The sequence below is a fragment of the Faecalicatena sp. genome, from assembly GCF_058819085.1.
In genome coordinates this window covers 149,307-172,582 of sequence record NZ_JBZUUL010000024.1, presented here as the reverse complement: position 1 = coordinate 172,582, position 23,276 = coordinate 149,307, and the positions used below count along the sequence as shown (strand labels likewise).

The 23,276-nt window shown below is 44.2% G+C and carries 21 protein-coding genes; 19 read left to right on the top strand and 2 right to left on the bottom strand.

The features are described 5' to 3' along the window. The first annotated feature begins 77 nt into the window (after positions 1 to 77). From AC4OGX_RS12220 to AC4OGX_RS12190, 7 genes are all read left to right on the top strand, one after another. Entirely contained in the window at positions 78 to 1,697 is a 1,620-nt protein-coding gene (locus AC4OGX_RS12220) for an AAA family ATPase (protein ID WP_493330788.1), read from the top strand. A 218-nt stretch (positions 1,698 to 1,915) separates the two neighbouring features. After that, positions 1,916 to 2,443 (top strand): nitroreductase, encoded by a 528-nt coding sequence (locus tag AC4OGX_RS12215; RefSeq protein ID WP_493330787.1) that lies wholly within the window; start codon positions 1,916 to 1,918, stop codon positions 2,441 to 2,443. Between the two features lie 83 nt (positions 2,444 to 2,526). After that, positions 2,527 to 4,914, top strand: coding sequence for a GH39 family glycosyl hydrolase (locus AC4OGX_RS12210; RefSeq protein ID WP_493330785.1), 2,388 nt, complete (start codon positions 2,527 to 2,529; stop codon positions 4,912 to 4,914). A gap of 328 nt (positions 4,915 to 5,242) precedes the next feature. Beyond that, on the top strand, positions 5,243 to 6,643 hold the full coding sequence (locus AC4OGX_RS12205; protein ID WP_493330784.1) for an MFS transporter: 1,401 nt from the start codon (positions 5,243 to 5,245) through the stop codon (positions 6,641 to 6,643). A gap of 157 nt (positions 6,644 to 6,800) precedes the next feature. After that, positions 6,801 to 7,589: a MurR/RpiR family transcriptional regulator gene (locus AC4OGX_RS12200; RefSeq protein ID WP_493330783.1), complete on the top strand. Its 789-nt coding sequence runs from the start codon at positions 6,801 to 6,803 to the stop codon at positions 7,587 to 7,589. 165 nt (positions 7,590 to 7,754) lie between these two features. Then, positions 7,755 to 8,540 carry a hydroxypyruvate isomerase family protein gene (locus AC4OGX_RS12195; RefSeq protein ID WP_493330781.1) on the top strand — a complete coding sequence of 262 codons (786 nt, stop codon included), beginning with the start codon at positions 7,755 to 7,757 and terminating at the stop codon, positions 8,538 to 8,540. 17 nt (positions 8,541 to 8,557) lie between these two features. Next, on the top strand, positions 8,558 to 9,622 hold the full coding sequence (locus AC4OGX_RS12190) for a Gfo/Idh/MocA family protein (protein ID WP_493330779.1): 1,065 nt from the start codon (positions 8,558 to 8,560) through the stop codon (positions 9,620 to 9,622). Positions 9,623 to 9,752: 130 nt separating this feature from the next. Here the strand turns inward: AC4OGX_RS12190 and ilvB are convergent, their stop codons facing one another. Beyond that, complete coding sequence (gene ilvB / locus AC4OGX_RS12185) at positions 9,753 to 11,477, bottom strand: biosynthetic-type acetolactate synthase large subunit (protein WP_493330867.1); 1,725 nt, start codon at positions 11,475 to 11,477, stop codon at positions 9,753 to 9,755. A 152-nt stretch (positions 11,478 to 11,629) separates the two neighbouring features. After that, complete coding sequence (locus tag AC4OGX_RS12180) at positions 11,630 to 12,214, bottom strand: TetR/AcrR family transcriptional regulator (RefSeq protein ID WP_493330778.1); 585 nt, start codon at positions 12,212 to 12,214, stop codon at positions 11,630 to 11,632. Positions 12,215 to 12,402: 188 nt separating this feature from the next. Here AC4OGX_RS12180 and AC4OGX_RS12175 point away from each other — a divergent pair, with 188 nt between their 5' ends. The 12 genes from AC4OGX_RS12175 to obgE all read left to right on the top strand — a co-directional run bounded on the left by AC4OGX_RS12175 (position 12,403) and on the right by obgE (position 23,276). Further along, the gene (locus tag AC4OGX_RS12175) at positions 12,403 to 14,268 is read left to right on the top strand and encodes a TIGR03960 family B12-binding radical SAM protein (RefSeq protein ID WP_493330777.1); all 1,866 of its coding nucleotides are present in this window, start codon (positions 12,403 to 12,405) and stop codon (positions 14,266 to 14,268) included. Next, positions 14,252 to 15,025 carry a TIGR03936 family radical SAM-associated protein gene (locus tag AC4OGX_RS12170; protein WP_493330776.1) on the top strand — a complete coding sequence of 258 codons (774 nt, stop codon included), beginning with the start codon at positions 14,252 to 14,254 and terminating at the stop codon, positions 15,023 to 15,025. The genes AC4OGX_RS12175 and AC4OGX_RS12170 overlap by 17 nt, the downstream gene beginning before the upstream one ends. After that, positions 15,025 to 16,218: a ribonuclease E/G gene (locus AC4OGX_RS12165; RefSeq protein ID WP_493330866.1), complete on the top strand. Its 1,194-nt coding sequence runs from the start codon at positions 15,025 to 15,027 to the stop codon at positions 16,216 to 16,218. Before AC4OGX_RS12170 ends, AC4OGX_RS12165 begins: the two co-directional genes overlap by 1 nt. Positions 16,219 to 16,498: 280 nt before the next feature. Continuing rightward, the gene (locus AC4OGX_RS12160; RefSeq protein ID WP_493330864.1) at positions 16,499 to 17,395 is read left to right on the top strand and encodes an SPL family radical SAM protein; all 897 of its coding nucleotides are present in this window, start codon (positions 16,499 to 16,501) and stop codon (positions 17,393 to 17,395) included. A gap of 45 nt (positions 17,396 to 17,440) precedes the next feature. Next, complete coding sequence (gene ybaK / locus AC4OGX_RS12155; protein WP_493330775.1) at positions 17,441 to 17,923, top strand: Cys-tRNA(Pro) deacylase; 483 nt, start codon at positions 17,441 to 17,443, stop codon at positions 17,921 to 17,923. Positions 17,924 to 18,160: 237 nt separating this feature from the next. After that, a complete protein-coding gene (locus AC4OGX_RS12150) occupies positions 18,161 to 19,480 on the top strand; it encodes an aspartate kinase (RefSeq protein ID WP_493330774.1) in 1,320 nt (439 codons plus the stop codon). A gap of 20 nt (positions 19,481 to 19,500) precedes the next feature. Continuing rightward, positions 19,501 to 19,914 (top strand): CBS domain-containing protein, encoded by a 414-nt coding sequence (locus tag AC4OGX_RS12145; RefSeq protein WP_493330773.1) that lies wholly within the window; start codon positions 19,501 to 19,503, stop codon positions 19,912 to 19,914. Positions 19,915 to 19,927: 13 nt separating this feature from the next. Next, entirely contained in the window at positions 19,928 to 20,713 is a 786-nt protein-coding gene (locus AC4OGX_RS12140; protein WP_493330772.1) for an amidohydrolase family protein, read from the top strand. Between the two features lie 105 nt (positions 20,714 to 20,818). Next, a complete protein-coding gene (gene rplU, locus AC4OGX_RS12135) occupies positions 20,819 to 21,127 on the top strand; it encodes a 50S ribosomal protein L21 (RefSeq protein WP_216242389.1) in 309 nt (102 codons plus the stop codon). Between the two features lie 12 nt (positions 21,128 to 21,139). Continuing rightward, entirely contained in the window at positions 21,140 to 21,481 is a 342-nt protein-coding gene (locus AC4OGX_RS12130; protein WP_493330770.1) for a ribosomal-processing cysteine protease Prp, read from the top strand. A 5-nt stretch (positions 21,482 to 21,486) separates the two neighbouring features. Next, positions 21,487 to 21,771, top strand: coding sequence for a 50S ribosomal protein L27 (gene rpmA, locus AC4OGX_RS12125; RefSeq protein ID WP_216242393.1), 285 nt, complete (start codon positions 21,487 to 21,489; stop codon positions 21,769 to 21,771). Between the two features lie 221 nt (positions 21,772 to 21,992). Continuing rightward, on the top strand, positions 21,993 to 23,276 hold the full coding sequence (gene obgE / locus AC4OGX_RS12120) for a GTPase ObgE (RefSeq protein WP_493330769.1): 1,284 nt from the start codon (positions 21,993 to 21,995) through the stop codon (positions 23,274 to 23,276).

Sequence of the window (23,276 nt, the reverse complement as noted above, 5' to 3'; positions counted from 1 at the left end):
GATGGTATGATTTGATTTCTGTTTCTGGTATAATATATTGTAAATGAAATGCTAGATATAGAAGGAGGTCACATTCCATGGGGATCTACTTAGACAGTAAAACTGCTTATACATTATATAATGATGAAGTGAATAAGCCTTACTTTGTAGATAAATCACTGTTATTAAAGGAACTGTTTCCACTGGTAAAAGAAGGGGGAAACTATATCTGTATCACACGCCCCCGCCGGTTTGGAAAAACGGTGATGGCAAATATGATTGCGTCATTCTTCACCAGAGCATGTGATGCAGGTACATTGTTTGAACCGCTTAAGATCTCGCAGGAAGAGGGGTATTCTGATTTCTTGAATCAATACCCGGTGATTCATATTTCTTTTAATGATACGGCTGGGTCTAACATTACCTATGAGCAATATATCAGGCGGATCGAAAAGCGCCTGGTCAGGGATTTGATGAAAGCATATCCTGAAATCGAACTGGAAGATGAGGAATTTGCAGTGGATGTCCTGATGCAGATATATGCGGAAGACGATACCGCACGTTTTATTTTCATATTAGATGAATGGGACTATATTTTCCATCAGGATTTTGTCACAGAAGCGGACAAAAAGGAATATCTTACGTTCTTAAGAAGCCTTCTAAAGGACCGTCCCTATGTGCTCCTTGCTTATATGACCGGGATCCTGCCGATCGCCAAGTATTCCAGTGGATCTGAACTGAATATGTTCGCAGAGTTTACAATGGCTGCTGAAGAACGATTTTCGGATTATTTTGGTTTTACCGAAAAAGAGGTAGATGACCTGTTTGAACGTTATCAGAAGAAAAACCATTTATCTCAGGAAGTAACGAGGGAGGCGTTGAAATATTGGTATGACGGTTATCATACGTTTTCAGGCGGCCGGTTGTATAATCCACGATCTGTAGTAATGTCCTTATGGAATAATAATCTTGGAAATTACTGGACCTCCTCCGGACCGTATGATGAGATCTACTACTATATTGAGAATAATATTGATGCAGTACGTGATGATCTGGCAGTTATGGTTTCCGGCAGGGAGGTACCTGTCAAGATCCGGGAATATGCAGCCACATCCCAGAATCTATCGACAAGAGAAGAAATCTTTTCAGCTATGGTTGTATATGGCTTCTTAAGCTATGAGAATGGCCGAGTATCTATCCCTAATAAGGAGTTGATGGATAGGTTTGCGGATATGCTGCAAAAGGAAAAATCATTGGGATATGTGTACCAGCTGGCAAAGGAGTCTGGCCGGATGTTAACGGCTACTCTGAATGGAGATACTCAGACCATGACGGAGATTCTGGAGCTGGCCCATGATACAGAAGCCCCATTGTTAAACTATAATAATGAAACAGAATTGACGGCGGTGGTAAATCTCGTTTACCTGGCGGCCCGTGACATGTATCGTGTGGAACGTGAGGACAAGGCTGGGAAGGGATTTGTAGATTTCATTTTTTATCCGGTAGTGGACAGGAGTGCAGACTGCATTATCTTAGAGCTTAAGGTCGGTCATACTCCGGAAGAGGCAATACATCAGATCCGGGGAAAAAATTATGCTCTCCGTTTTCAGGGAAAATTAGGGGAAAAGTCGAAGTATACGGGCAGGATCCTGGCAGTGGGGATCAGCTATGACAAAGAGAAGAAGAGGTATCTATGTAAAATTGAGGTTCTTAAGTAAAGAAGGGACGGTTTTTTATGAATATTCATTCGTAGAAGGCCGTCTCTTTTTGCGGCAGGACAAAAATAAGAGTATATTTTTTGTCCTGTGCCGGCTATACGGAAAATTTACGCCTAATTTTATGAGCCGTATTGGATAATTATAGAAAAGTATTCATTCGTAAGGCCGGATATAATGATTATAAAACTTAAAAATAAGATAAGAAAAGGAGAAGTCACATGTTAGAGACAATCACAGATATCAAAAATCGCAGAAGCTGTAAAGAGTATAAACCGGAACAGATTACAGAGGAGGAGTTACTTACTGTATTGGAAGCTGGTATGAACGCCCCTTCTGGTGGAAATAAGCAGTCTCCTATATTTATTGCAGTGCAGAATCAAAAGTGGATCAAAAAGCTTTGCAGGCTGAATGCAGAGATTGCCGGAGCACCGGAAGGATTCGATGTATTCTACGGGGCTCCAACTATCATACTTGTTCTTGCGCGAAAAGATGCTCCTACAGCGGTAGAGGATGCAAGCCTCTGCCTCGGCAACATGTTCAATGCTGCATATGCACTGGGACTGGGTTCACGCTGGATCAATCGTATCCGGGAGACTTTCGAGACAGAACTAGGGAAAGAACTGCTGAAAGAAGCAGGATATGAGGACGAGTATATCGGTGTAGGTTCTTGTATTCTTGGCTATCCGGCCAACGGATTCCCAAGTGCGATCGAAAGAAAGGCAGATTATTATAAAATTATCAAATAGATTACTTTACATTTTTAGAGAAATGTTTTACTGTATTACTGAATATAGGTAACAGCATACAATAGGCTAAAAAGAGGAGTATCATGAGTGAGAAGCGAAAACTAATGCAGTTTTTTTTCCTGACAGAAGGGGGAATCTCGACGCATTATCATCAGAACCTGGAACTGTTTTATACATTAAATGGTGTGTTAAGGGTTACGATTGATGATGTAGAATACGAGATGAAAAAAGGAGATATCATTCTGGTCAATGCAAATAAAAGGCATATGATGGAAGGAAACGAGGATGTTCTGGGAGCAAGATTCGAGATTGATTTCCACCAGCTGGCTGAATTGATGGGATCTATGCACCTTCTGTTCTGGTGCAATACAATTGCGGATAAGAATACTGCGTATGCACAGCTTCGTAAAGTACTGGATCAGATCCTGTCACGCTATTTTGAGAAGGATAGTCTGGGTGCTTTACATTTAAACTCGTTATACTATGAGGCATTACATATTTTAACAAGTAATTTTCTTGTAAAAGCGGATGATGCCAGGCTGCACCTGGAGGATTCACCGGAGCGGATGAGGATTCAGCAGATACAGAACTATATACAGACCAATTATCAGAGTGAGATCAGCTTAAATGATCTGGCAGACCGGCTGTATCTTTCTAATGCGTATTTATCCAAATATGTAAAGAAGCATTTTGGATTAACTTTTATGGAGTATCTGAATAATGTACGTCTGTTTCATGCAGTGGACGAATTATTATATTCAGACAAGAATATTACGCGGGTAGCGTTGGATAATGGATTCCCCACATCTGCGGCTTTTACAAAAGCATTTCGGAATATGTATCATGAGTCCCCCAGTGAATATCGGAAACGGGTGAAGGAAAAGATAAGTCCGGGAAAAAGCTGGCTGGATCTGACAGAAGATGAGGAGGAACGGATTCAGAAATATCTCCATCTGCGGGAAGCAAAGGAGGAAAAACAGCCACAATATACAGAAGCGCTGGAGGTTGATGTACAGGAGGTGGACCATATACTGTCAGATGCCTTTAAAGCGGTCTGTATAGGTGAGGCCAGTCTGATCCTGCAGTCTGAGGTACAGAAGCAGTTACAGGAGCTGCAGCGTGAGACCGGGATCAAGTATGCAAGGATATGGAATTTGTTCTCAAAAGATATGAATTTTGAGGAGGGAAGAGGCTGGAATTTTCAGAGAATAGACCGGGTTCTGGATTTCCTTTTGGAGAATCACATGAAACCATATCTGGAGATGGGGGTCAAGCAGACAGTATTCATGTACTCTCCGGATAAGGTTTTAAAGGAGAGTATAAAGGAAGATATTTTTTATGTAGAAGGGTATGAAAAAATTGTAAAGACCCTGATCGCACATCTGTTGAACCGATATGGGGTGGAGGAGATTGAAACATGGTATTTTGAATGCTGGCACCATCCCAGGATTTCAATCAAAGAAGGGATATACTATGATTATTTCGAAACATTATATCGTACATTAAAATCAGTGTCCGAAAAAATCAAGGTCGGAGGCGCGGGTTTTATATTGGGATATGAGACTCTGGAATATCATACAATTTTCCCGGTTTGGAAGAAGCGCAAAATACTGCCGGATTTTCTTTCTTTTTATTCCTATCAGTATATTGCGATTATGGAGGACGGTCAGTGGTATGGCCGCAAATCCATCGATAGTGATTATATGAAAAATCAGATGGAGATATTAAAAGAGTACCTAAGTGCAAATGATTTCCAGGTGCCAAAGCTGCATATCAGTGAATGGAATTTTACTATTTCTAACCGTAATGTATTAAATGACAGCTGTGAACAAGGAGCGTATGTCTTAAAAAACTGTATTGATATGGAAGGCAGTGTGGATTTTATGGCTTATTGGCATGCACTGGATATGTATTCAGATTATTACGATGTGAATCAGATCCTGCATGGGGATTCCGGAATGATCTCCAGTGACGGAATTCGAAAGCCAGCGTTCTATGCTTATGTATTTCTAAACCGCCTGCTCCCCAATGTGCTGAAAAAAGACCGGCACTTTATCGTGACCGGAGATGGACGGGACAATTATGCGATTGCCTGCCATAATTTTAAGAAATTGTCATCACAGTATGTATTTTGGGAAGAGAGCGAAATACAGATCGAAGAATTGGATCATTATGTGGAGGATACAGAAGCTCTGCAGCTCACAATTTCCCTGAAAAATGTAAAAATTGGGCAGTATACGATAAAAAGCCATTTCGTGAATCAGGAAAGCGGCAGTGTGCAGGATATATGGAAGCGTCTTAGATATGGAAAAGATCTTCTGAAAGATGAGATGAATTACTTAAAGAGCGCTGCGATTCCAAGGATGGAAATCAAAACAACGGAGGTTACGGATGGAAAATTAAAACTGGATATAGGCTTACAGAATCAGGAGATCCGTCTGGTGGAGATCCAATATCTCTATACGATATAAATGCTGCTCCGATATGCTGCCAAGAGGAGCTGTAAACCGCCCGCAGGGCATGTGCTACGGTATACCATAAGGTATACCGTATTTTGTTTTTAGAAAACGGGGGAAGGACAAGAAAGATGCTATATTTCTTGTCCTTTTTCCTTTTGTTAAAAAAACAACAACAAGAACTTTATGTGATATAGGAATATCAGAAGAAAGCATAAAAACAACAATACAGGTAAACTAAGACCATCAAAAACAGCAAGGAGGAAGTATAAGAAAGTATGAAAGATTTCTTTTGGAAAGGGAATCAAACAAGTAAAATGAGAGTGAAGGTTTGGAGGAGACTATGAAAGAACAAAAATTAAATGCTTATGGCATGACGCCGCTGACAACAAAACATTATCTTGTGTATGGATTGGGAAACTTCGCATCGCAGCTGTCTTGGACGATGGTAAGCACATATTTGTCTATTTTCTATACAGATGTATTTGGCCTCGGAACAGGGGCAGTAGCGCTGCTGATGCTGATCGCCAAGGTCTGGGACGGGCTCAATAATCCGATGATGGGAACCTTGATGGAGCGTACCCATACAAAATATGGAAGATTCAGGCCCTATATTTTTGTGGGAGCGATCTTTCTTGTAATATTTACGGTATTGACATTTTCGGTGCCAAGATTCAGTGAACCTGCGAAACTGGTGTATGCTTATGTTACATACATTGGCCTGGGGATGTCCTATACAGTGACGAATGTACCGTATACAGCACTTCCTGTAGCTATGACCCGTGATCCCAAGGAAATCAATAAATTGAATGCTGCTCAGATGATGGGAATGACGATCGGGCAGATTGTCCTGAATCTGACCGTCTTAAAGCTGGTCTTATGGTTTGGAAAAGGAGATCAGGCAGCAGGATATCATTCAACTGCGATCCTTCTTGCGTTAATCGCCCTGCCGATGTTCTGGGCTGTTGCAATTCTGTCGAAAGAGAGAATTACTGTAAAGAAAGAGGATCAGGGAAAAGTCATCGATGGCTTAAAGCTTGTGTTTAGAAATAAAAATCTTATGTGTGCGATCATGTACAGCTTTTTCAATATGTTTGGAATACTCGGACGTATTTCAGTAGCAGTATATTTTTATATGTACTGTGTACAGAATTTCACTTACATCACTATTTTTATGATGATGCAGATGATCGTCGGGACGCTGGTCATGCCATTTGCACCGAAAGCAGTAGGAAAGTATGGGAAAAGAAATGTAGCCATCGTTTCCATGATCATTCAGGGCGGTGCGCTGATCATCATGTTCTTTGGTCCGTATGAAAATCTGGTGTTTGACTTTGTCATGCTGTTTATTTACGGACTTGGATATATCGCAGGCCCTGCCGGATCAGGTATGATCGTAGATGCGATTGATGATTTCGATGATAAGTATGGATATCGTAATGATGGGATGGCATTTTCTTTTAATGGAACGGGAATTAAGATCGCAACTGCAATTGCAAATTCATTGTTCCTGGTCGTGATGGGAGCCTATGGCTATGTAGGCGGTGGAGAGATCACGCCTCATGTCCAGAATGGTATCAACATTGCTGCCAATCTGCTTCCGGGAATAGTATTCTTTATCGGAATCATTCCGCTTCTTATGTATAAGCTGGATAAGCCGGGATATATGGATGAAGTAAGAGCAAGGCTGACAGAACGGGATAAGAAGAAGCATACGATTGAAACAGCGGAGACAGAAGAATAAGAAAAAGCGTGACTGCCCAAAATGCCGGTTTTCCTTTTCTGTATAGAGGCCGCATGATACGGCTGCGTTCCCGGACACCAGAGTTCCTGATTGCAAAAATCTATACAAAAGAATATAATAGTGTATGAAATTGATGGAACGAAAGAGGGGCCATAGAATGAATGTTTTGCAGAATTTAACGGCATTTTATAATCAGCTTGCACCAGACAGTACATATCGGAATGTATGCAGGGGAATCCTGGAGCATTTGGACGAGGCGGCAGCAGGTACCATATATGATTTGGCAGAATTGACAAACTCCTCCAGAACGACAATCTGGAGGATGATACAGAAATTAGGATATGAGTCATTCACTGATTTTCATCACGAATTGAAACGGGCAGTGAAGAATTATACATATTACAACCGGATTCTTCCCGCAGAAGAATGTACAGATATTAATCATGTAAAGAAAGCATTATTAGAACAAATGAGAAATGCGCATGAATTCATGGAAAATAATCTGGAGCCTGATATGGTGGAACGTTTGTCAGAACAGCTGTATGAAGCTGATAAGGTGCGGTTTTATTCTCCCTTTCAAAGCAGCTCTATCTATTCCCTCCAGCAGAATCTGGCAATGAGTGGTGTTGAGACAGCCTACTATTGTCTCCTGCCGGAGATTCTTAAGGACAGTCAGCAATTAACGGAAAAGAGTATTGTTTTTATTAATACGATTGAACACGCAGAGACAATGGATCTGCGGGATATGTTTTGGCAGATCAAGCAGAAAGGGGCGACTATTCTGGGGATCGCATCAGAAAAATCTAAGTATGCCGGGTATATCGATCAGAATATCATCGAAGGTAAGCACAGAAATGTGGTGGAAGGAGTGATGATTTTTGATATGTTTTTCTATATGCTCAGTGAGGTATATCGTATGAAGTATATTGATGAAGTATACGAATAAAGGATAAGGATTCGAAGAAAAGGGAGTCTGGTTTCAAATTTGAAACCAGACTCCCTTTTTCTGAACTTATTGTACGGGAAACGGAAAATCGAACCGAAAGCAGTACGCAGCAAATATCAATAAATAGTATCATAAATCTAACATAAAAATGAAGGAGGAAACACAATGAAAGATTATAGCTTATGTATTGATCTGCTGTATCTGGAATTTGGCAAGAATGGTCCGATTTTTTCTGATACAGAAAAACTGCTCGCCGGAATGGAGCTGGCTAAAAAAACCGGTTATAAGACGGTGGAATTTTGGGATTGGGCTACCAGAGATTATAAAAGGCTTCTGGAGAAGAAACAGGAATTGGGGCTGAATGTCAGTGCAATTTGTGCAAAAGACCGGGGAACCTTAACGGATCCGCAGACTTTCGATTCAGCGCTTAAGGGGCTTGAGGATAGCATTGAAGCTGCGAAGCAGTTCGAATGCCCCAATATCATCATCACAGCAGATCCGAATCCTGCAATTGACCGTGATACCGCGCATAAGAATATCGTGGAAGGACTGAAAAAAATGGCTCCGCTTGCAGAAGCCGCAGGGGTAACACTTGTACTGGAACCTATTTCAGGATCCTCCTATTTTGTAGATTCAAAAGAAGCATTTGAAGTTTTGAAAGAAGTGGGGAGTAAAAACGTAAAATTATTATATGATATTTTCCATTATCAGCTTATGGAAGGCAATATTGTTCAGACCTTAAAGGAGAACATTGATTGGATCGGGCATATCCATGCAGCATCAGTGCCGGGACGAAATGAGATTACGACAGGAGAGCTTGACTATGCTTATATCCTGAAAGCGGTGAAAGAGAGTGGGTACTCCGGATATTTTGGGATCGAATATCTGCCGACAGCAGATAAAGAAACCAGTGTAACAGCATGCAGGAAATTTATAGAAAGTAACATGTGAAAGAGAGGAAAATGAATATGGGTAAATTTAAAGTCGGAGTGATCGGAATTGGAGTCATTGCAACAACGAAGCATATCCCAAATCTTTTGAAAAGAGAGGATGTAGAGATTACAGCTTTGTGTGATACAGATATCAGCAAATGTGAGAAGGCGAACAGCGAGTTCGGATTAAATGCAAAGGTATACAAGAATTATGAAGAGTTATGCCAGGATCCGGAATTAGATATTGTACATGTATGTACTCCGAACCCGCTTCATCATGATATGACCATGTCAGCATTGAATCATGGAAAGCATGTACATTGTGAAAAGCCGATCGCATGCACTTATAAAGATGCCTGTGAAATGGTTGAAACTGCAAAAGCCAAGAAGTTGAAACTGACTTCCGGTTTACAGTGGAGATACAATGCGGCACCTTTAAAAATGAAGGAAATGTATAAAAATGGAGAACTTGGTGAGGTCTACTATATCCGCTCTTCCCAGCTTCGTCCCAGAAGACTGCCGGCATATGGTGTATACATAGATAAAGAGCAAAATGGCGGCGGAGTACTGATGGACGGAGGTCCTCATTCTATCGACCTGCCGATGTGGCTGACGGACAATTATGATGTGGCCAGTGTACGAGGAGTCACCTTCGATAAGATGAAGGATTATCCGGAAGGAAATTCACTTGGTCCATGGGATCCGGAAAAGTTCAACGTAGAAGATACTGCTATGGCAATGATCACGATGAAAAATGGAATGATGATTTATATGGAAACTGCATGGATCACCAATATGCAGCAGGAAGCTCCCGGCGTCATTGCATCCATTGCAGGAACAAAAGCTGGTGTTGACATGGCAGGACCTACCTTTGAATGCTCTGTCCGTACCACAAAGATGGTAGATGGAGAACTGAAAACAGATATCCAGAATATTGAGAAGCCGGTTGATATGAATGCATATGATATCAATCACTGGATCGATGCAATTAAGAATGACACAGATCCGGCAGTGCTCCCGGAACAGGCAGCTACAGTTACGCGGGTGATCGAAGCTATATATGAGTCAGCAGAAACAGGAAAAACTATTTTCTTTGACTAGATTTTTTGGTAAGCCTAAACAGAAAGAAGCGGTTCTGCCGTGGATTTTTGTACAAGGCAAAAACTCTGGATATATCCCTAAAGAGAGACATCCCTCTATGAGAATGCATTCATAGAGGGATGTCTCCTTTTCAATTCCCTTCTCCAAGAATCATATCTTCGATCGCATTTCCCGGAGGGACGATGGGCAGCACATTGGCTTCTCTGTCGATGATAAATTCGATAACAGTTGGGACTTTGGGCGTGCTTTTCGCAGCCAGCAGAGCCGGTGCGATCTGCGATGCATCAGTCACCCGGATTCCTTTTGCACCATAACTTTCGGCCAGGCGGATAAAGTTAGGAGTATACTCAGGGCAGCACTCATTTGGCCCTGCACAGCGGAGGGAGCAGCTTTTTCGGAAACGCATGCAGGTATTGGCGTACCGCCGGTTAAAAAACATTTCCTGCCACTGACGTACATTTCCCAGATAACCATTGTTTAAGACGCAGATCGTAATGGGAAGTTCGTAGACGACAGCGGCTGCGATTTCCTGAATATTCATCTGCATACCGCCATCCCCGGAGATCACGAGTACATCTGTCTGTGGATTTCCCAGCTTTGCACCTATGGCTGCAGGAAGGCCGTATCCCATGGTTCCCAGACCGCCCGAGGTCAAGAGACGGTGGTTTGAGTTCAAGTCAAGGAATTGGGTTGCCCACAGCTGATTCTGTCCCACATCTGCGGCTATTATGACATGGTCGTAAAGGGTGTTGATCTGTTCCATGATTTTTTCAGGAGTCAGCCCTTCCTTTTTCATAGAAAGGGGATACTGTTCCTTCCATTGTTTGATCTCCCCGGTCCAGCTGCTGATATCTGAAGGGACAGCCTGATCGATGAGAGCACGGATCGCTCTTTTTGCATCTGCGATAATAGGGATGTCCGCAGGTATATTTCTGGAGACAGAGGCCGGATCAATATCTATATGGATGACGGCAGCCCGGGAGGCAAACTCTTCTGTTTTCCCAGTGATGCGGTCGTTAAAACGTGTGCCGATAGAAAAAAGAACATCGCACCGGCTGACTGCTGTATTTGCAGCATAGCTCCCGTGTATTCCGATATTTCCGACGTAAAGCTCGTGGGTACTGGGAACTGCGCCTTTTCCCATGATAGTGGTGATCACGGGAACCTTAGTCTTTTCTACAAGAGCAAGCATCTCATCCTGTGCATGGCTGATATGAACGCCGCCTCCCACAAGAAAAACAGGCCTTTTTGCATGGTTCAGGAGATCAGCGGCCTTTTTAAGCTGTTTAAAAGGAAAGGAGGGGGAGGAGAGTGGAGCTTTTATGCAGGAATCAACGGGGTATACACTACTTCCATAGGACTTCTGAATATCTTTCGGCAGATCGACTACGACAACGCCTGGTTTTCCAGATGTGGCAATATGAAAGGCTTTTTTTATGATCATCCCTAAATCTTCCCGGTTTTGGACCGTTACAGCATACTTACAAATACTATCGGTAATCCTCACGATATCTACCTCCTGAAAGGCATCCTTTCCGATCAGACTCGTCGGTACCTGACCTGTAAAGCAGACCAGAGGTACACTGTCATAGTTGGCGGTGGCTATTCCCGTGACCAGGTTTGTGGCTCCAGGCCCGCTGGTGACAAGGCAGACACCTGGCTTTCCTGTGGAGCGTGCATAGCCGTCGGCAGCGTGGACCAATCCTTGTTCATGCCGGGGCATCACAATCTGAATCTCATTTTCGTCATATAGCGCGTCAAAAAGATCGATCGCCTGCCCTCCGGGATAAGCGAATAAGATATCAACGTTTTCTTCCTTCAGAGCTTTTACAAAAAGCTGGGCACCTGTAATCATTCTCATATTCTCCTTTTTTGTTTTCTGTTTTAAAGCCGGATCTGCCTTCCCGCAGATACCTGCACGGTCATGCCTGAACCAGTCTTCCCTGTAATGATATTCATTTTGGCGCAAGTAAATACTTGCATCCGATCTATAAGAAAAGGCACTGCTTAAACAGTACCGTTAGACAGACCTTTTATAAAAATCTCCACGCTGTTTCTAATAAAATCAGACCGGCTTACCTTTGTCAGCCTCTGGTCAAATGATGCACTTAAAAAAGTATAGCCGAAGGTGGCTGAGAAGATCTGCAAAGCCAGGCTTTCATAATCTGTGTGTCTGATCTTTCCTCGGCGGTCCATTTCATAAAAATATGCTGTCAGTGAATCTAAAAATGTTTCAGGAACCTTCATGATCAGATCTTGAGTTTCCTCATACAGCTGTGGTGCACGCAGCCCGATCGAAAGGTTTACAAAATCTGGAGTGATCCTGTCCATATAGGCATTCATATACATCTCAAGATCTGTCTGTAAATCCCAGGTTACATTTTGAAAGGCTGCCGGAGTTACATTGGCTCTCCATTTTTCCTGCTCCATGCCATTGAGTATGATATCCTTCTTGCCCTTAAACTTCCGAAACAGGGTACATTCATTGACTCCTGCCAGATGTGCGATGTCTTTGGTTGTAGTTGCTACATAGCCTTTATCGCGGATCAATGTCATAGCCGCATCAATGATTTTTTGACTTGTATCGTCCAATTTGATTTCCTCCGTGCAAGTGATTACTTTCATTCTATATTTTCTCTGACCAACTGTCAAGTAAAAAGTAGAGTTTGTCGTTGAGCCTGATTGAATTTGATGGTATAGTAGTAAGGGAATACGAATAAGTATGGCATCTGATGCCTGCATGTTCAGGTAATCCAATTTTATAAAAATGTGAGGAAACTATGAGAAAACTAGCGTTAAGTGATGAAATATTGTTGAGTGTTGAAAAGCCGGCCCGCTATATCGGCAATGAGGTAAACTCTGTGATGAAGGATAAAAACCAGGTGGAGATCCGGTTTGCCATGGCATTTCCGGATGTCTATGAGATCGGCATGTCACATCTGGGAATCCAGATCCTGTATGATATGTTCAACCGCAGGGAAGATGTATGGTGTGAAAGAGTATACTCTCCATGGGTCGACTTAGATCAGGTGATGAGGGAGCGTAAGATCCCGCTGTTTGCCCTGGAATCACAGGATCCGGTCAGAGAGTTTGATTTCCTGGGGATCACCATCCAGTACGAGATGTGTTATACAAATATCCTTCAGCTTTTAGACCTGTCACACATTCCTATGTATGCCAAAGACAGGACCTGGGAAGATCCGATCGTGATCGGCGGGGGACCATGTACTTATAATCCGGAACCGCTGGCTGAATTTTTTGATATTTTCTATATAGGAGAAGGGGAGACTGTGTATGATGAGCTTCTTGACCTGTATAAAGCCAGCAGGAAGAACGGGGAGAGCCGGGAAGAATTTCTTTTCAAGGCAGCCCAAATTGAAGGGCTTTATGTACCTATGTTCTATGAGGCAGTATATCATGAGGACGGCACGTTAAAGGCTTTTGGGCCGGTCAGAGAAGGGGTGCCTTCTGTCATAAAGAAGCAGCTGGTAAGAGATATGACCTCTGCCACATATCCGGAGGCTATGGTGGTTCCGTTTATTAAGGCGACACAGGACCGCGTGGTCTTGGAGATCCAAAGAGGCTGTATCCGTGGATGCAGGTTCTGTCAGGCAGGAATGCTGTACCGCCCGACCAGAGAGAGAGACGTTGAGACTTTGAAAGAATATGCGAAGGTCATGCTGAAAAATACAGGGCACGAGGAGATTTCCTTAAGTTCTTTGAGCTCCAGCGACTACTCAGAATTGAAGGAGCTGGTAGACTTTTTGATCAAAGAATTTAAGGGGGAGGGAATCAATATCTCCCTGCCGTCCCTGCGTATCGATGCCTTTTCTCTGGATGTGATGAGCCAGGTGCAGGATATCAGAAAGAGCAGCCTGACATTTGCCCCGGAAGCAGGTTCACAAAGGCTTCGGGATGTCATCAACAAAGGACTGACTGAGGAGATCATCCTGGAAGGTGCAGGACAGGCTTTCGAGGGCGGATGGTCCAAGGTGAAGCTGTACTTTATGCTGGGACTCCCTACGGAGACGGAGGAGGATATGAAGGATATCGCAAGGCTTGCCGACAAGATCGCACGGAGATATTATGAGATTCCCAAGGAAGAACGGCACGGGAAATGCCAGATCACGGCCAGCTCCTCCTTCTTTGTACCAAAGCCTTTCACTCCGTTCCAGTGGGCATCCATGCATACATGCGAGGAATATATCCGCCGTGCCTGCATTGTGAAGCATGAGTTCCAGGAACAGCTGAACAGGAAGAGCCTCAAGTACAACTGGCATGAAGCGGATGTCACTGTATTAGAGGGAGTCTTTGCACGGGGAGACAGAAGAGTCGGAAAGGTGATCGAAGAGGCCTACCGGCTGGGATGCCTGTATGATGCATGGACAGAGACATTTCACAATGAACCGTGGATGGAGGCATTTGCAAATACAGGGGTAGATATTGAGTTCTATACCACCCGCAAAAGAGAGCTTGATGAGCTGCTCCCATGGGATTTTATTGATATCGGTGTGAGCAAGAATTTCCTGAAAAAAGAGTGGGAAAGAGCAATGGAAGGGACTGTGACGCCGAACTGCAGGGTGCAGTGTTCCGGCTGCGGTGCCGCACAATTTGGAGGAGGTGTCTGCTATGAAGGCAAGAATTAAGTTCAGAAAATATGGCGCATTGAAGTTTATCGGACATCTTGATGTGATGCGCTTTTTCCAGAAGGCGATGAGACGGGCAGAGATCCCGATCGCTTTCACAGGGGGATACAGCCCGCATATGATCATGTCTTTTGCCAGTCCCTTAGGAATCGGACTTACAAGTGACGGGGAATATTTTGATATTGAATTAAAAGAACCAATCGCCAGTGAAGATGCTGTGAGACAGTTAAACGAGGCGATGGTTGAGGGAATTGAGGTGGTCAGCTTCCGCCAGATCCCGGATGAGAAGAAGATGACAGGGATGGCGATCGTTGCTGCTGCAGATTATAAGACAACTCTTGTGAAAGGAAGCTTTCCGGCCGACTTAAGAGAGAAGGTACAGGAATTTATCTCACAGCCTGAGATACGGATCATGAAGCAGACGAAGCGCAGTGAGAAGGAAGTGGACATCAAACCGATGATCTACCAGTTTCAGACAAGCGATGAAAAAGGAGAGTGTTCCTTTTATATGCAGGTAGCCTCAGGAAGCGTCGAGAACCTAAAGCCCGGACTTGTCATGGAAGCCTTCTGTACATTTCTGGGAATCGATCCTAAGGAAACTGCCTTTGCCTGCCACAGGCTGGAGATGTATGCAGATATAAGCAGCGGGGAAACACGTCAATTAGTAAGCCTGGAGGATCTGGGGACAGAGATACCTAAGGAGAGTATCATGCCTGCCCGGATGCCGGGAAAAGAAACGGAGATGGAACCAGCATGATTTCTCGGAAGATCCTGATGATGGAAGAGGACAAAAAGATCTGGATGTTTCTCATAGAAGATGATGAGATCGTTGAGATCCATTGTGAACCTGCCGATGCCGGGCAGTCCGTCAGACACGTCCTTGGGAATATTTATGTAGGAAAAGTGAAGAATATTGTAGCAAATATCGGGGCCGCTTTCATTGAAATCGAGAGCGGCGTGGAATGCTATTATGATATGAGCCAGGCGTCCAATGCTGTGTTTACCCATAAGATCGGGAAAAAACCGCTCTGTATCGGGGACGAGCTGGTCGTCCAGATCAGCAAGGAGGCGGTGAAGACAAAAGCGCCTACCGTAAGCAGTAACCTAAGCTTTACAGGCAGATATGCCATTCTGACAACGGGGAATACCAGGATCGGGACTTCGGGAAAGCTGCCAAAGTCCGTCCGTGAGGAACTGAAAGAGCGCTTAAAGCCGCTGAAAAATGAAGAATACGGGCTGATCATCCGTACGAATGCGAAGGATGCGGATTTTGCTGCCATCCAGAAAGAGATCAAGGAATTGGAAGAGAGCTATTACAGGCTGCGGGAGACTGCCGGGACAAAAACCTGCTTCTCCTGTCTCAAGCAGGCCCCTCCTGCGTATATCACGGATCTGAAGAATGTGTATACGGAAGGACTCTCTGAGATCATCATAGAAGGTGAGAAGCTCTACAGCCAGGTTAAGGAATATTACGAAAAGGAGCAGCCGGAGGATCTGGATAAACTCAGGCTGTATACAGGTACCGGCCTTTCCCTGGCAAAGCTGTACAATACCCAGACTGTGCTGGACCGCGCATTGGGAGAGAGAGTATGGCTGAAAAATGGTGCATATCTTGTGATCCAGTATACTGAGGCACTGACCGTCATTGATGTGAATTCCGGTAAATGTATTGCTAAGAAAAACCCGACAGAGACCTATTTAAAGATCAATCTGGAGGCTGCAAAAGAAGTGGCAAAGCAGATGCGCCTTCGAAATCTTTCCGGGATCGTAATTGTGGATTTTATCAATCTGGATGATGAAGAAGCGGAAAAAGAATTATTGAAAGCACTGCGGCAATACCTTGCCAAGGATCCGATCCAGGCTACCCTGGTGGATGTAACGGAGCTGCAGCTGGTGGAGCTGACGCGAAAAAAGGTCCGCAGACCTTTACATGAAAGCCTTGCAGAGTAAATATGTTACTCTGCGACTGGCTTATATTTTTTATCTGTTTCTGGGTTGTATACAATAATACAATGTTTTGACATAAAAAGATAACTGAAAATTATAAATCTCTTAAGGTGGAAAAATATTGTATGGATGTATACAATATAGAAATGACATTTTTGAAGTTGTGCTAAACCCTGCGATACTACGATTTGAAATTGCATAATTGTATACAATATAGTTTAAATGCCGTATTTTATATATCTGAAACTAAGTAAAAGAAAAATTGAAAGGAATGGATGGTGTAATGGAATATATTCCTGCAAAGACAATTATCACGCGTTCTAAAAAGCCGGAATATTGGTTTGGAACAGAGTATAATATGAACATCTATAAAGGGTGCTGTCACGGATGTATTTATTGTGACAGCCGTTCGAGCTGTTATGGCGTAGAGTCGTTTGATACAGTGAGGGCAAAAGAAAATGCCTTAGAGATCATCCGGGATGAGCTGCGCAGAAAATCAAAACGTGGAGTGGTGGCGACAGGGGCAATGAGCGATCCCTATAATCCGTTTGAAAAGGAGCTGAAATTGACACGTCATGCTTTGGAGCTATGCAATGCGTTTGAATTTGGCGTTGCGATCGCAACAAAGAGCACACTTCTGGCAAGGGATATAGATGTGCTGTGTGACATCAAGGAGCATTCACCTGTTTTGTGCAAGGTCACGATCACTACCTGTGATGATTCCCTGGCGAAAAAGCTGGAGCCGGGCGTGAACACGTCAACGGAACGTTTTGAGCTGATCCGAAAACTCTCCGAGAAAGGGATTTATACAGGAATACTTTTGATGCCGGTGCTTCCTTTTATTGAAGATACTGATGAAAATCTGATCGGGATCGTCCGTCAGGCCAAGGAGGCGGGAGCCAGGTTTATTTATCCTGCCTTTGGTGTCACCTTACGCGAAAATCAGAGGGAATGGTATTATGAGAAGCTGGATCAGATCTTTCCGGGAGAAGGACTTGTGGAAAAATACCAGAAGCGTTTTGGGAATATGTACGAATGCAGAAGCCCAAGAGCCAGACAATTATGGAAGATTTTTTCAGAAGAGTGCCAGAAAGCAGGGCTCCTTTATCATATGAAGGATATCATTTCCAGCTATAAGCGCCCTTATAAGATGGAACAGCTCAGCCTGTTTGACCTATAAGGATGAACCGGTAAAAAGATAGGATCACTCAAGGGAGAGGAAAATATGAGTAAGAAAGAATTAAAGACGAATGCCATGCGTATACTTGACAGACTGAAAATACCTTATGAATATCAGACTTATGAGTGTGAGCAGTTTATCGATGGAATTACCGTTGCAGATCAGGCTGGACTTCCTCATGAACAGGTATATAAGACACTGGTAACAACCGGGAAAAGCAAAGGTCATTATGTGTTTGTGATCCCGATCGAAGCGGAGCTGGACCTAAAGAAGGCTGCAAAAGCAGTGGGGGAGAAGTCTCTGGAAATGCTGCCGGTGAAAGAAATTACAGCAGTGACAGGATACGTCAGGGGCGGATGCACTGCGATCGGCATGAAAAAAGCATTTCCAACGATCATAGATAAGACGGCGGAGGAGCTTGTATACATGTATGTAAGCGGCGGAAGGCTTGGAATGCAGTTAAAACTGGCGCCAGATGACCTGAAAAGAGCCTCTGGCGCAGAGTATGCAGATGTTATTTTTGGATAAGGCTGCCATGCTTCCCATGCTATATGTGTTAGTATGCAGAATTGGGTTACACAATTTGCATAATGAACTTATGAGAAGGCGATTTTTGCATAAAAATGCAGGATTCCTTGTCGAAAAGTGCAAAAAAATCAAGAATAAGAGATTTACAAGCAGTTGCCGGTGAGGTATAATAATGTACCGAGAACGCAAAAAACAAAAAAGGGATTCCCCTTTATAGGAATATTGGAGGAAAGAGGAATGAAAAAAGTAGTAAAATTTGGTGGTAGTTCTTTGGCAAGTGCTGAACAGTTTAAAAAAGTAGGAGATATCATACGCTCCGACGCAGCCAGAAGATATGTGGTACCGTCCGCGCCTGGCAAACGGTTTTCCAATGATACGAAGGTAACAGACATGCTTTACAGCTGTTACGGCGCAGCCATGAAAGAAAAGAATTTTACAGATCTGCTTTCTGAAATCCACGACAGATATAAAGAAATCATCGAGGGATTAAACCTGACTCTTTCCCTGGACAAAGATTTTGAAGTGATCCGGGAGAATTTCGGCAAGAAAGCCGGAAGAGATTATGCCGCATCGCGAGGAGAGTATTTAAATGGTAAGATCATGGCGGCCTACCTTGGTTTTACGTTTATTGATGCAGCAGAGGTGATCCGTTTCAATGAGGACGGCTCTTTCAACGGGAAGAAAACGAATGCCCTTCTTGCCGAACGCCTTGAAAAGGAGGAACATGCAGTCATTCCCGGGTTCTACGGCGCGAAGGAGAATGGCAGTGTTGTAACATTTTCAAGAGGCGGATCAGATGTGACAGGTTCTCTTGTGGCACTGGCAGTATCGGCTGACCTGTATGAGAACTGGACAGACGTATCCGGCTTTTTGATCGCGGATCCAAGAATCGTAAAGAATCCAAAGTCCATTGAAACCATCACATATAAAGAGCTGCGGGAGCTCTCTTATATGGGAGCCAGCGTCCTCCATGAGGATGCGATCTTCCCGGTCAGAAAAGCCGGAATCCCGATCAATATCCGCAACACGAATGCACCTCAGGACAAGGGGACCCTGATCGTGGAGGGCACCTGCAGGCAGCCGAAGTATACGATCACGGGAATTGCAGGTACAGATGGTTTTGCTTCTATTACAGTAGAAAAGGCTATGATGAACTCAGAGATCGGATTCTGCCGCAAGGTACTCCAGGTATTCGAGGAGAATGAGGTTTCCATCGAGCACATGCCGTCTGGTATCGATACGATGACGATCTTTGTTCATAAGGATGAATTCGAGGAAAAGGAACAGCAGGTACTTGCCGGAATCCACAAAGCAGTTGACCCGGACCACATCGAGCTGGAGTCTGATCTGGCACTGATCGCGATTGTGGGACGCGGGATGAGGGCCACACGCGGAACAGCCGGAAGGATCTTTTCAGCATTGGCCCATGCCCACATTAACGTCAAGATGATCGACCAGGGCTCCAGTGAGCTGAATATCATTGTCGGCGTCAGACACGATGATTTTAAAAATGCTATCCGCGCATTATACGAGATTTTTGTATTGACACAAATTTAAAGGAAGGTATTTAACTAATTATGAACATTTTGTTCTTTTTAAAACCGAAGATTGAAGTAGCTTACATATATGATGACTGCACACTGCGCCAGGTCTTAGAGACCATGGAATACCATAAATATGCATCGATCCCGATGCTGAACAGAGAGGGCGAGTTTGTCGGGACTATCACAGAAGGAGATCTCCTCTGGGGGATCAAAGACTACAAGGACCTGAATATTAAGGGAGCAGAGAATATTTTTATCCGTGACTTCCCACGCAAAGCAAAATTTGATGTAGTTGCAGCAGATGCAGATATGGAAGACCTTGTAAAAAAGGCAATGAATCAGAACTTTGTTCCGGTAGTGGATGACCAGAATAAATTCATCGGGATCATCACACGCCGCAGTATCATTGAATACTGCTATGATAAGCTGAATGACTGTGACAAGTAAAAAGAGGTAGGACATGATCGATTTTCATACACATATTTTCCCGGACAAGATCGCGGGAAAAACATTGGAATTTTTAAGTTCCAGATGCAAAACGGTTCCATTCACCGGTGGGACAGCAGAAGGATTGAAGGAGTCTGGAAGACAGGCCGGATTTGATCTGTCCATTGCACTTCCGGTGGTGACCAATCCTGCACAATTTGAAAGCATCAACCGCTTTGCGGCACAATTTCTGGAAGGAGAGATCCTCTCCTTTGGCGGGATCCATCCGGCGGGCGGAGATTATAAGGCGGATCTAAGAGAACTAAAGTCCATGGGATTTCGGGGGATCAAGTTACATCCGGCTTATCAGGAGACGATGTTCAACGACATCCGGTATAAGCGGATCATCTCCTATGCATCTGAGCTTGGGCTGATTATATCGGTCCACGGCGGGTTTGATCCGGGATATCCGGACTGTGTTTATGCCACTCCCCGGATGTCGGCAGAGGTGATCGATGAAGTGAAGCCGGAAAAACTGGTCCTTGCACATATGGGAGGCTATCTGTGCTGGGATGATGTGGAACATTACCTGACCGGCAGGGATGTCTATCTGGATACGGCAGTTGTATTTGGGAAGATCGATGATGACCAGTTTGTTCGGATCAGCAGGGAGCATGGAATCGATAAGATCCTGTTTGCAACAGATTCCCCCTGGTCCGGACAGAGAGAGTCTTTAGAGCATTTTAGAGGCCTTCCATTCAGTGAGGAGGAACAGAACAAAATTCTTGACGAAAATGCAAGAAAACTATTGACTTTATAAAAATCCATATGCTATACTACAACGGTATGCCGCACAATGAGGTTTTGAAGTTCTGCCATCAGGCAGACACCGTAATTGGCGAGTAATGATAATAGGAGGTGCCATATGTACGCAATTATAGCAACAGGTGGTAAACAGTACAAAGTAGCCGAAGGCGATATCATTAAAGTAGAAAAACTTGGGGTAGAAGCTGGAGAGACTTATACATTTGACCAGGTACTTGCAGTGAACAACGACAAACTTGTTGTTGGGAACCCGACAGTAGAAGGTGCAACAGTTACAGCTTCTGTAATTGGCGACGGCAAAGGAAAAAAAGTTGTCGTTTACAAGTATAAGAGAAAAACTGGATACCATAAGAAGAATGGTCACAGACAGCAGTATACTGCAGTTAAGATTGACAAGATCAATGCTTAATCCGGTGACAAGATGATCAAGGTAACCATTTATAAAACCGAGAAGCATGAGTATGTAGGTTTTGATGCACAGGGACATGCCGAGTATGCAGATGCAGGTATGGATATAGTTTGTGCAGCAGCCTCCGCACTGATCATCAATACGATCAATGCCATCGAACGTTTTACGGACGATGAGACAAGCGTTGTGACGGATGATACGGAAGATGCACAGGGATTGATTCAGTTTCGGTTTGTCAATCAACCTACACATGATGCCGAACTGCTGTTGAAGACTATGATCCTTGGTTTAGAGGAGATAGAAGACGACGGCGACTACGAACCATATATTGATATAATCTTCAAGGAGGTGTAATAACCATGATGAAATTGAACCTTCAGTATTTCGCTCATAAAAAAGGTGTTGGTTCTACTAAGAACGGACGTGACTCTGAGTCTAAAAGATTAGGCGCTAAGAGAGCTGACGGACAGTTTGTAAAAGCTGGTAACATCCTTTACAGACAGCGTGGAACAAGAATTCATCCAGGCGTGAACGTAGGACGCGGCGGAGATGATACACTGTTTGCTTTAGTAGACGGTGTTGTTAGATACGAGAGAAAAGGAAGAGATAAGAAGCAGGTTTCTATCTATCCGGTAGCTGAATAAGCGTATAAGCACATACAGCCTCAGACCTAACAGTCTGGGGCTTATTTTATAAGTTACAATTTTATTGCCTGAAAATGGTGCGCGTGAACAGTAACTTTTTTGATGAAGGAAACTTCCTTGTACTAGAATTATTCATAGTAAAAATGGACATGTTATGATATAATAAAAAAGATTCTGAAAACTGGAAAATAAAGTAAGATTAAGAAGAGGATATAGATATTATGTTTGCAGACAGAGCTAAGATTATGATAAGATCCGGCAAGGGCGGAGACGGCCACTGCAGCTTCCGCAGAGAGCTGTATGTACCGAACGGCGGCCCGGACGGCGGAGACGGCGGGAGGGGCGGAGACCTTATATTTGAGGTAGATAAGGGCCTGAATACGCTGGTGGATTACAGACACAAAAGAAAATATGCGGCAACAGACGGGGAAGAGGGCGGTAAGCGCCGCTGCCACGGGAAGGACGGCAGTGACCTGGTCTTAAGAGTCCCGGAAGGTACCGTTGTTAAAGAAGCGAAGACGGGAAAGGTCATCGCGGATATGTCCGGCGATAATCAACGCCAGGTCGTATTAAAAGGCGGCAAGGGCGGCCTTGGGAACCAGCATTTTGCAACTTCAACGATGCAGGTGCCAAAGTATGCCCAGCCGGGACAGCCGGCTATGGAGCTTGAGGTCACATTGGAGCTGAAGGTGATCGCAGATGTAGGGCTGATCGGTTTCCCCAATGTTGGAAAGTCTACCCTGCTCTCCCGGGTGACCAATGCGGACCCGAAGATCGCCAATTACCATTTTACCACACTGAACCCGAACCTTGGGGTCGTAGACCTGGAGGGTGCGAAGGGCTTCGTTATGGCAGATATCCCCGGTCTGATTGAGGGCGCCTCCGAGGGAGTGGGGCTGGGACATGAATTCCTGCGCCACATTGAGCGTACCAAGATGATGATCCATGTGGTTGATGCGGCCGGCTCAGAGGGCCGTGATCCGGTGGAGGATATCTACAAGATCAATGCAGAGCTGGAGGCGTATAATCCCGAGATCGCCAAACGTCCGCAGGTGATCGCTGCCAATAAGACAGATCTGATCTACAGCCAGGACGAAGATCCGGTGGAACGTCTTAAGGCAGAATTCGAGCCGAAGGGGATCAAGGTATTCTCCATCTCCGGCGTTTCGGGACAGGGGATCAACGAGCTGCTTTATTATGTCAGCGAACAGCTTGAGCACTTAGATTCCGAGCCGATCGTTTTCGAGCAGGAATATTTCCCGGAGGATGAGCTGATCTACGAAGATCTGCCTTATACTGTAGAGAAAGAGGGAGACCTGTATGTGGTAGAAGGGCCGAAGATCGAGAAAATGCTCGGGTACACTAATCTGGATTCCGAGAAGGGCTTTGCCTTCTTCCAGAAGTTCTTGAAGGATACCGGAATCCTGGAGGAATTAGAGCAGGCTGGTATCGAAGAGGGCGATACCGTCAAGATGTATGGATTACAGTTTGATTATTATAAATAG

Coding starts and splice junctions, on each gene's coding strand:
- AC4OGX_RS12220 (WP_493330788.1), top strand. CDS start 78: ATGGGGATCTACTTAGACAGTAAAACTGCTTATACATTATATAATGAT.
- AC4OGX_RS12215 (WP_493330787.1), top strand. CDS start 1,916: ATGTTAGAGACAATCACAGATATCAAAAATCGCAGAAGCTGTAAAGAG.
- AC4OGX_RS12210 (WP_493330785.1), top strand. CDS start 2,527: ATGAGTGAGAAGCGAAAACTAATGCAGTTTTTTTTCCTGACAGAAGGG.
- AC4OGX_RS12205 (WP_493330784.1), top strand. CDS start 5,243: ATGAAAGAACAAAAATTAAATGCTTATGGCATGACGCCGCTGACAACA.
- AC4OGX_RS12200 (WP_493330783.1), top strand. CDS start 6,801: ATGAATGTTTTGCAGAATTTAACGGCATTTTATAATCAGCTTGCACCA.
- AC4OGX_RS12195 (WP_493330781.1), top strand. CDS start 7,755: ATGAAAGATTATAGCTTATGTATTGATCTGCTGTATCTGGAATTTGGC.
- AC4OGX_RS12190 (WP_493330779.1), top strand. CDS start 8,558: ATGGGTAAATTTAAAGTCGGAGTGATCGGAATTGGAGTCATTGCAACA.
- ilvB (WP_493330867.1), bottom strand. CDS start 11,477: ATGATTACAGGTGCCCAGCTTTTTGTAAAAGCTCTGAAGGAAGAAAAC.
- AC4OGX_RS12175 (WP_493330777.1), top strand. CDS start 12,403: ATGAGAAAACTAGCGTTAAGTGATGAAATATTGTTGAGTGTTGAAAAG.
- AC4OGX_RS12170 (WP_493330776.1), top strand. CDS start 14,252: ATGAAGGCAAGAATTAAGTTCAGAAAATATGGCGCATTGAAGTTTATC.
- AC4OGX_RS12160 (WP_493330864.1), top strand. CDS start 16,499: ATGGAATATATTCCTGCAAAGACAATTATCACGCGTTCTAAAAAGCCG.
- ybaK (WP_493330775.1), top strand. CDS start 17,441: ATGAGTAAGAAAGAATTAAAGACGAATGCCATGCGTATACTTGACAGA.
- AC4OGX_RS12150 (WP_493330774.1), top strand. CDS start 18,161: ATGAAAAAAGTAGTAAAATTTGGTGGTAGTTCTTTGGCAAGTGCTGAA.
- AC4OGX_RS12145 (WP_493330773.1), top strand. CDS start 19,501: ATGAACATTTTGTTCTTTTTAAAACCGAAGATTGAAGTAGCTTACATA.
- AC4OGX_RS12140 (WP_493330772.1), top strand. CDS start 19,928: ATGATCGATTTTCATACACATATTTTCCCGGACAAGATCGCGGGAAAA.
- rplU (WP_216242389.1), top strand. CDS start 20,819: ATGTACGCAATTATAGCAACAGGTGGTAAACAGTACAAAGTAGCCGAA.
- AC4OGX_RS12130 (WP_493330770.1), top strand. CDS start 21,140: ATGATCAAGGTAACCATTTATAAAACCGAGAAGCATGAGTATGTAGGT.
- rpmA (WP_216242393.1), top strand. CDS start 21,487: ATGATGAAATTGAACCTTCAGTATTTCGCTCATAAAAAAGGTGTTGGT.
- obgE (WP_493330769.1), top strand. CDS start 21,993: ATGTTTGCAGACAGAGCTAAGATTATGATAAGATCCGGCAAGGGCGGA.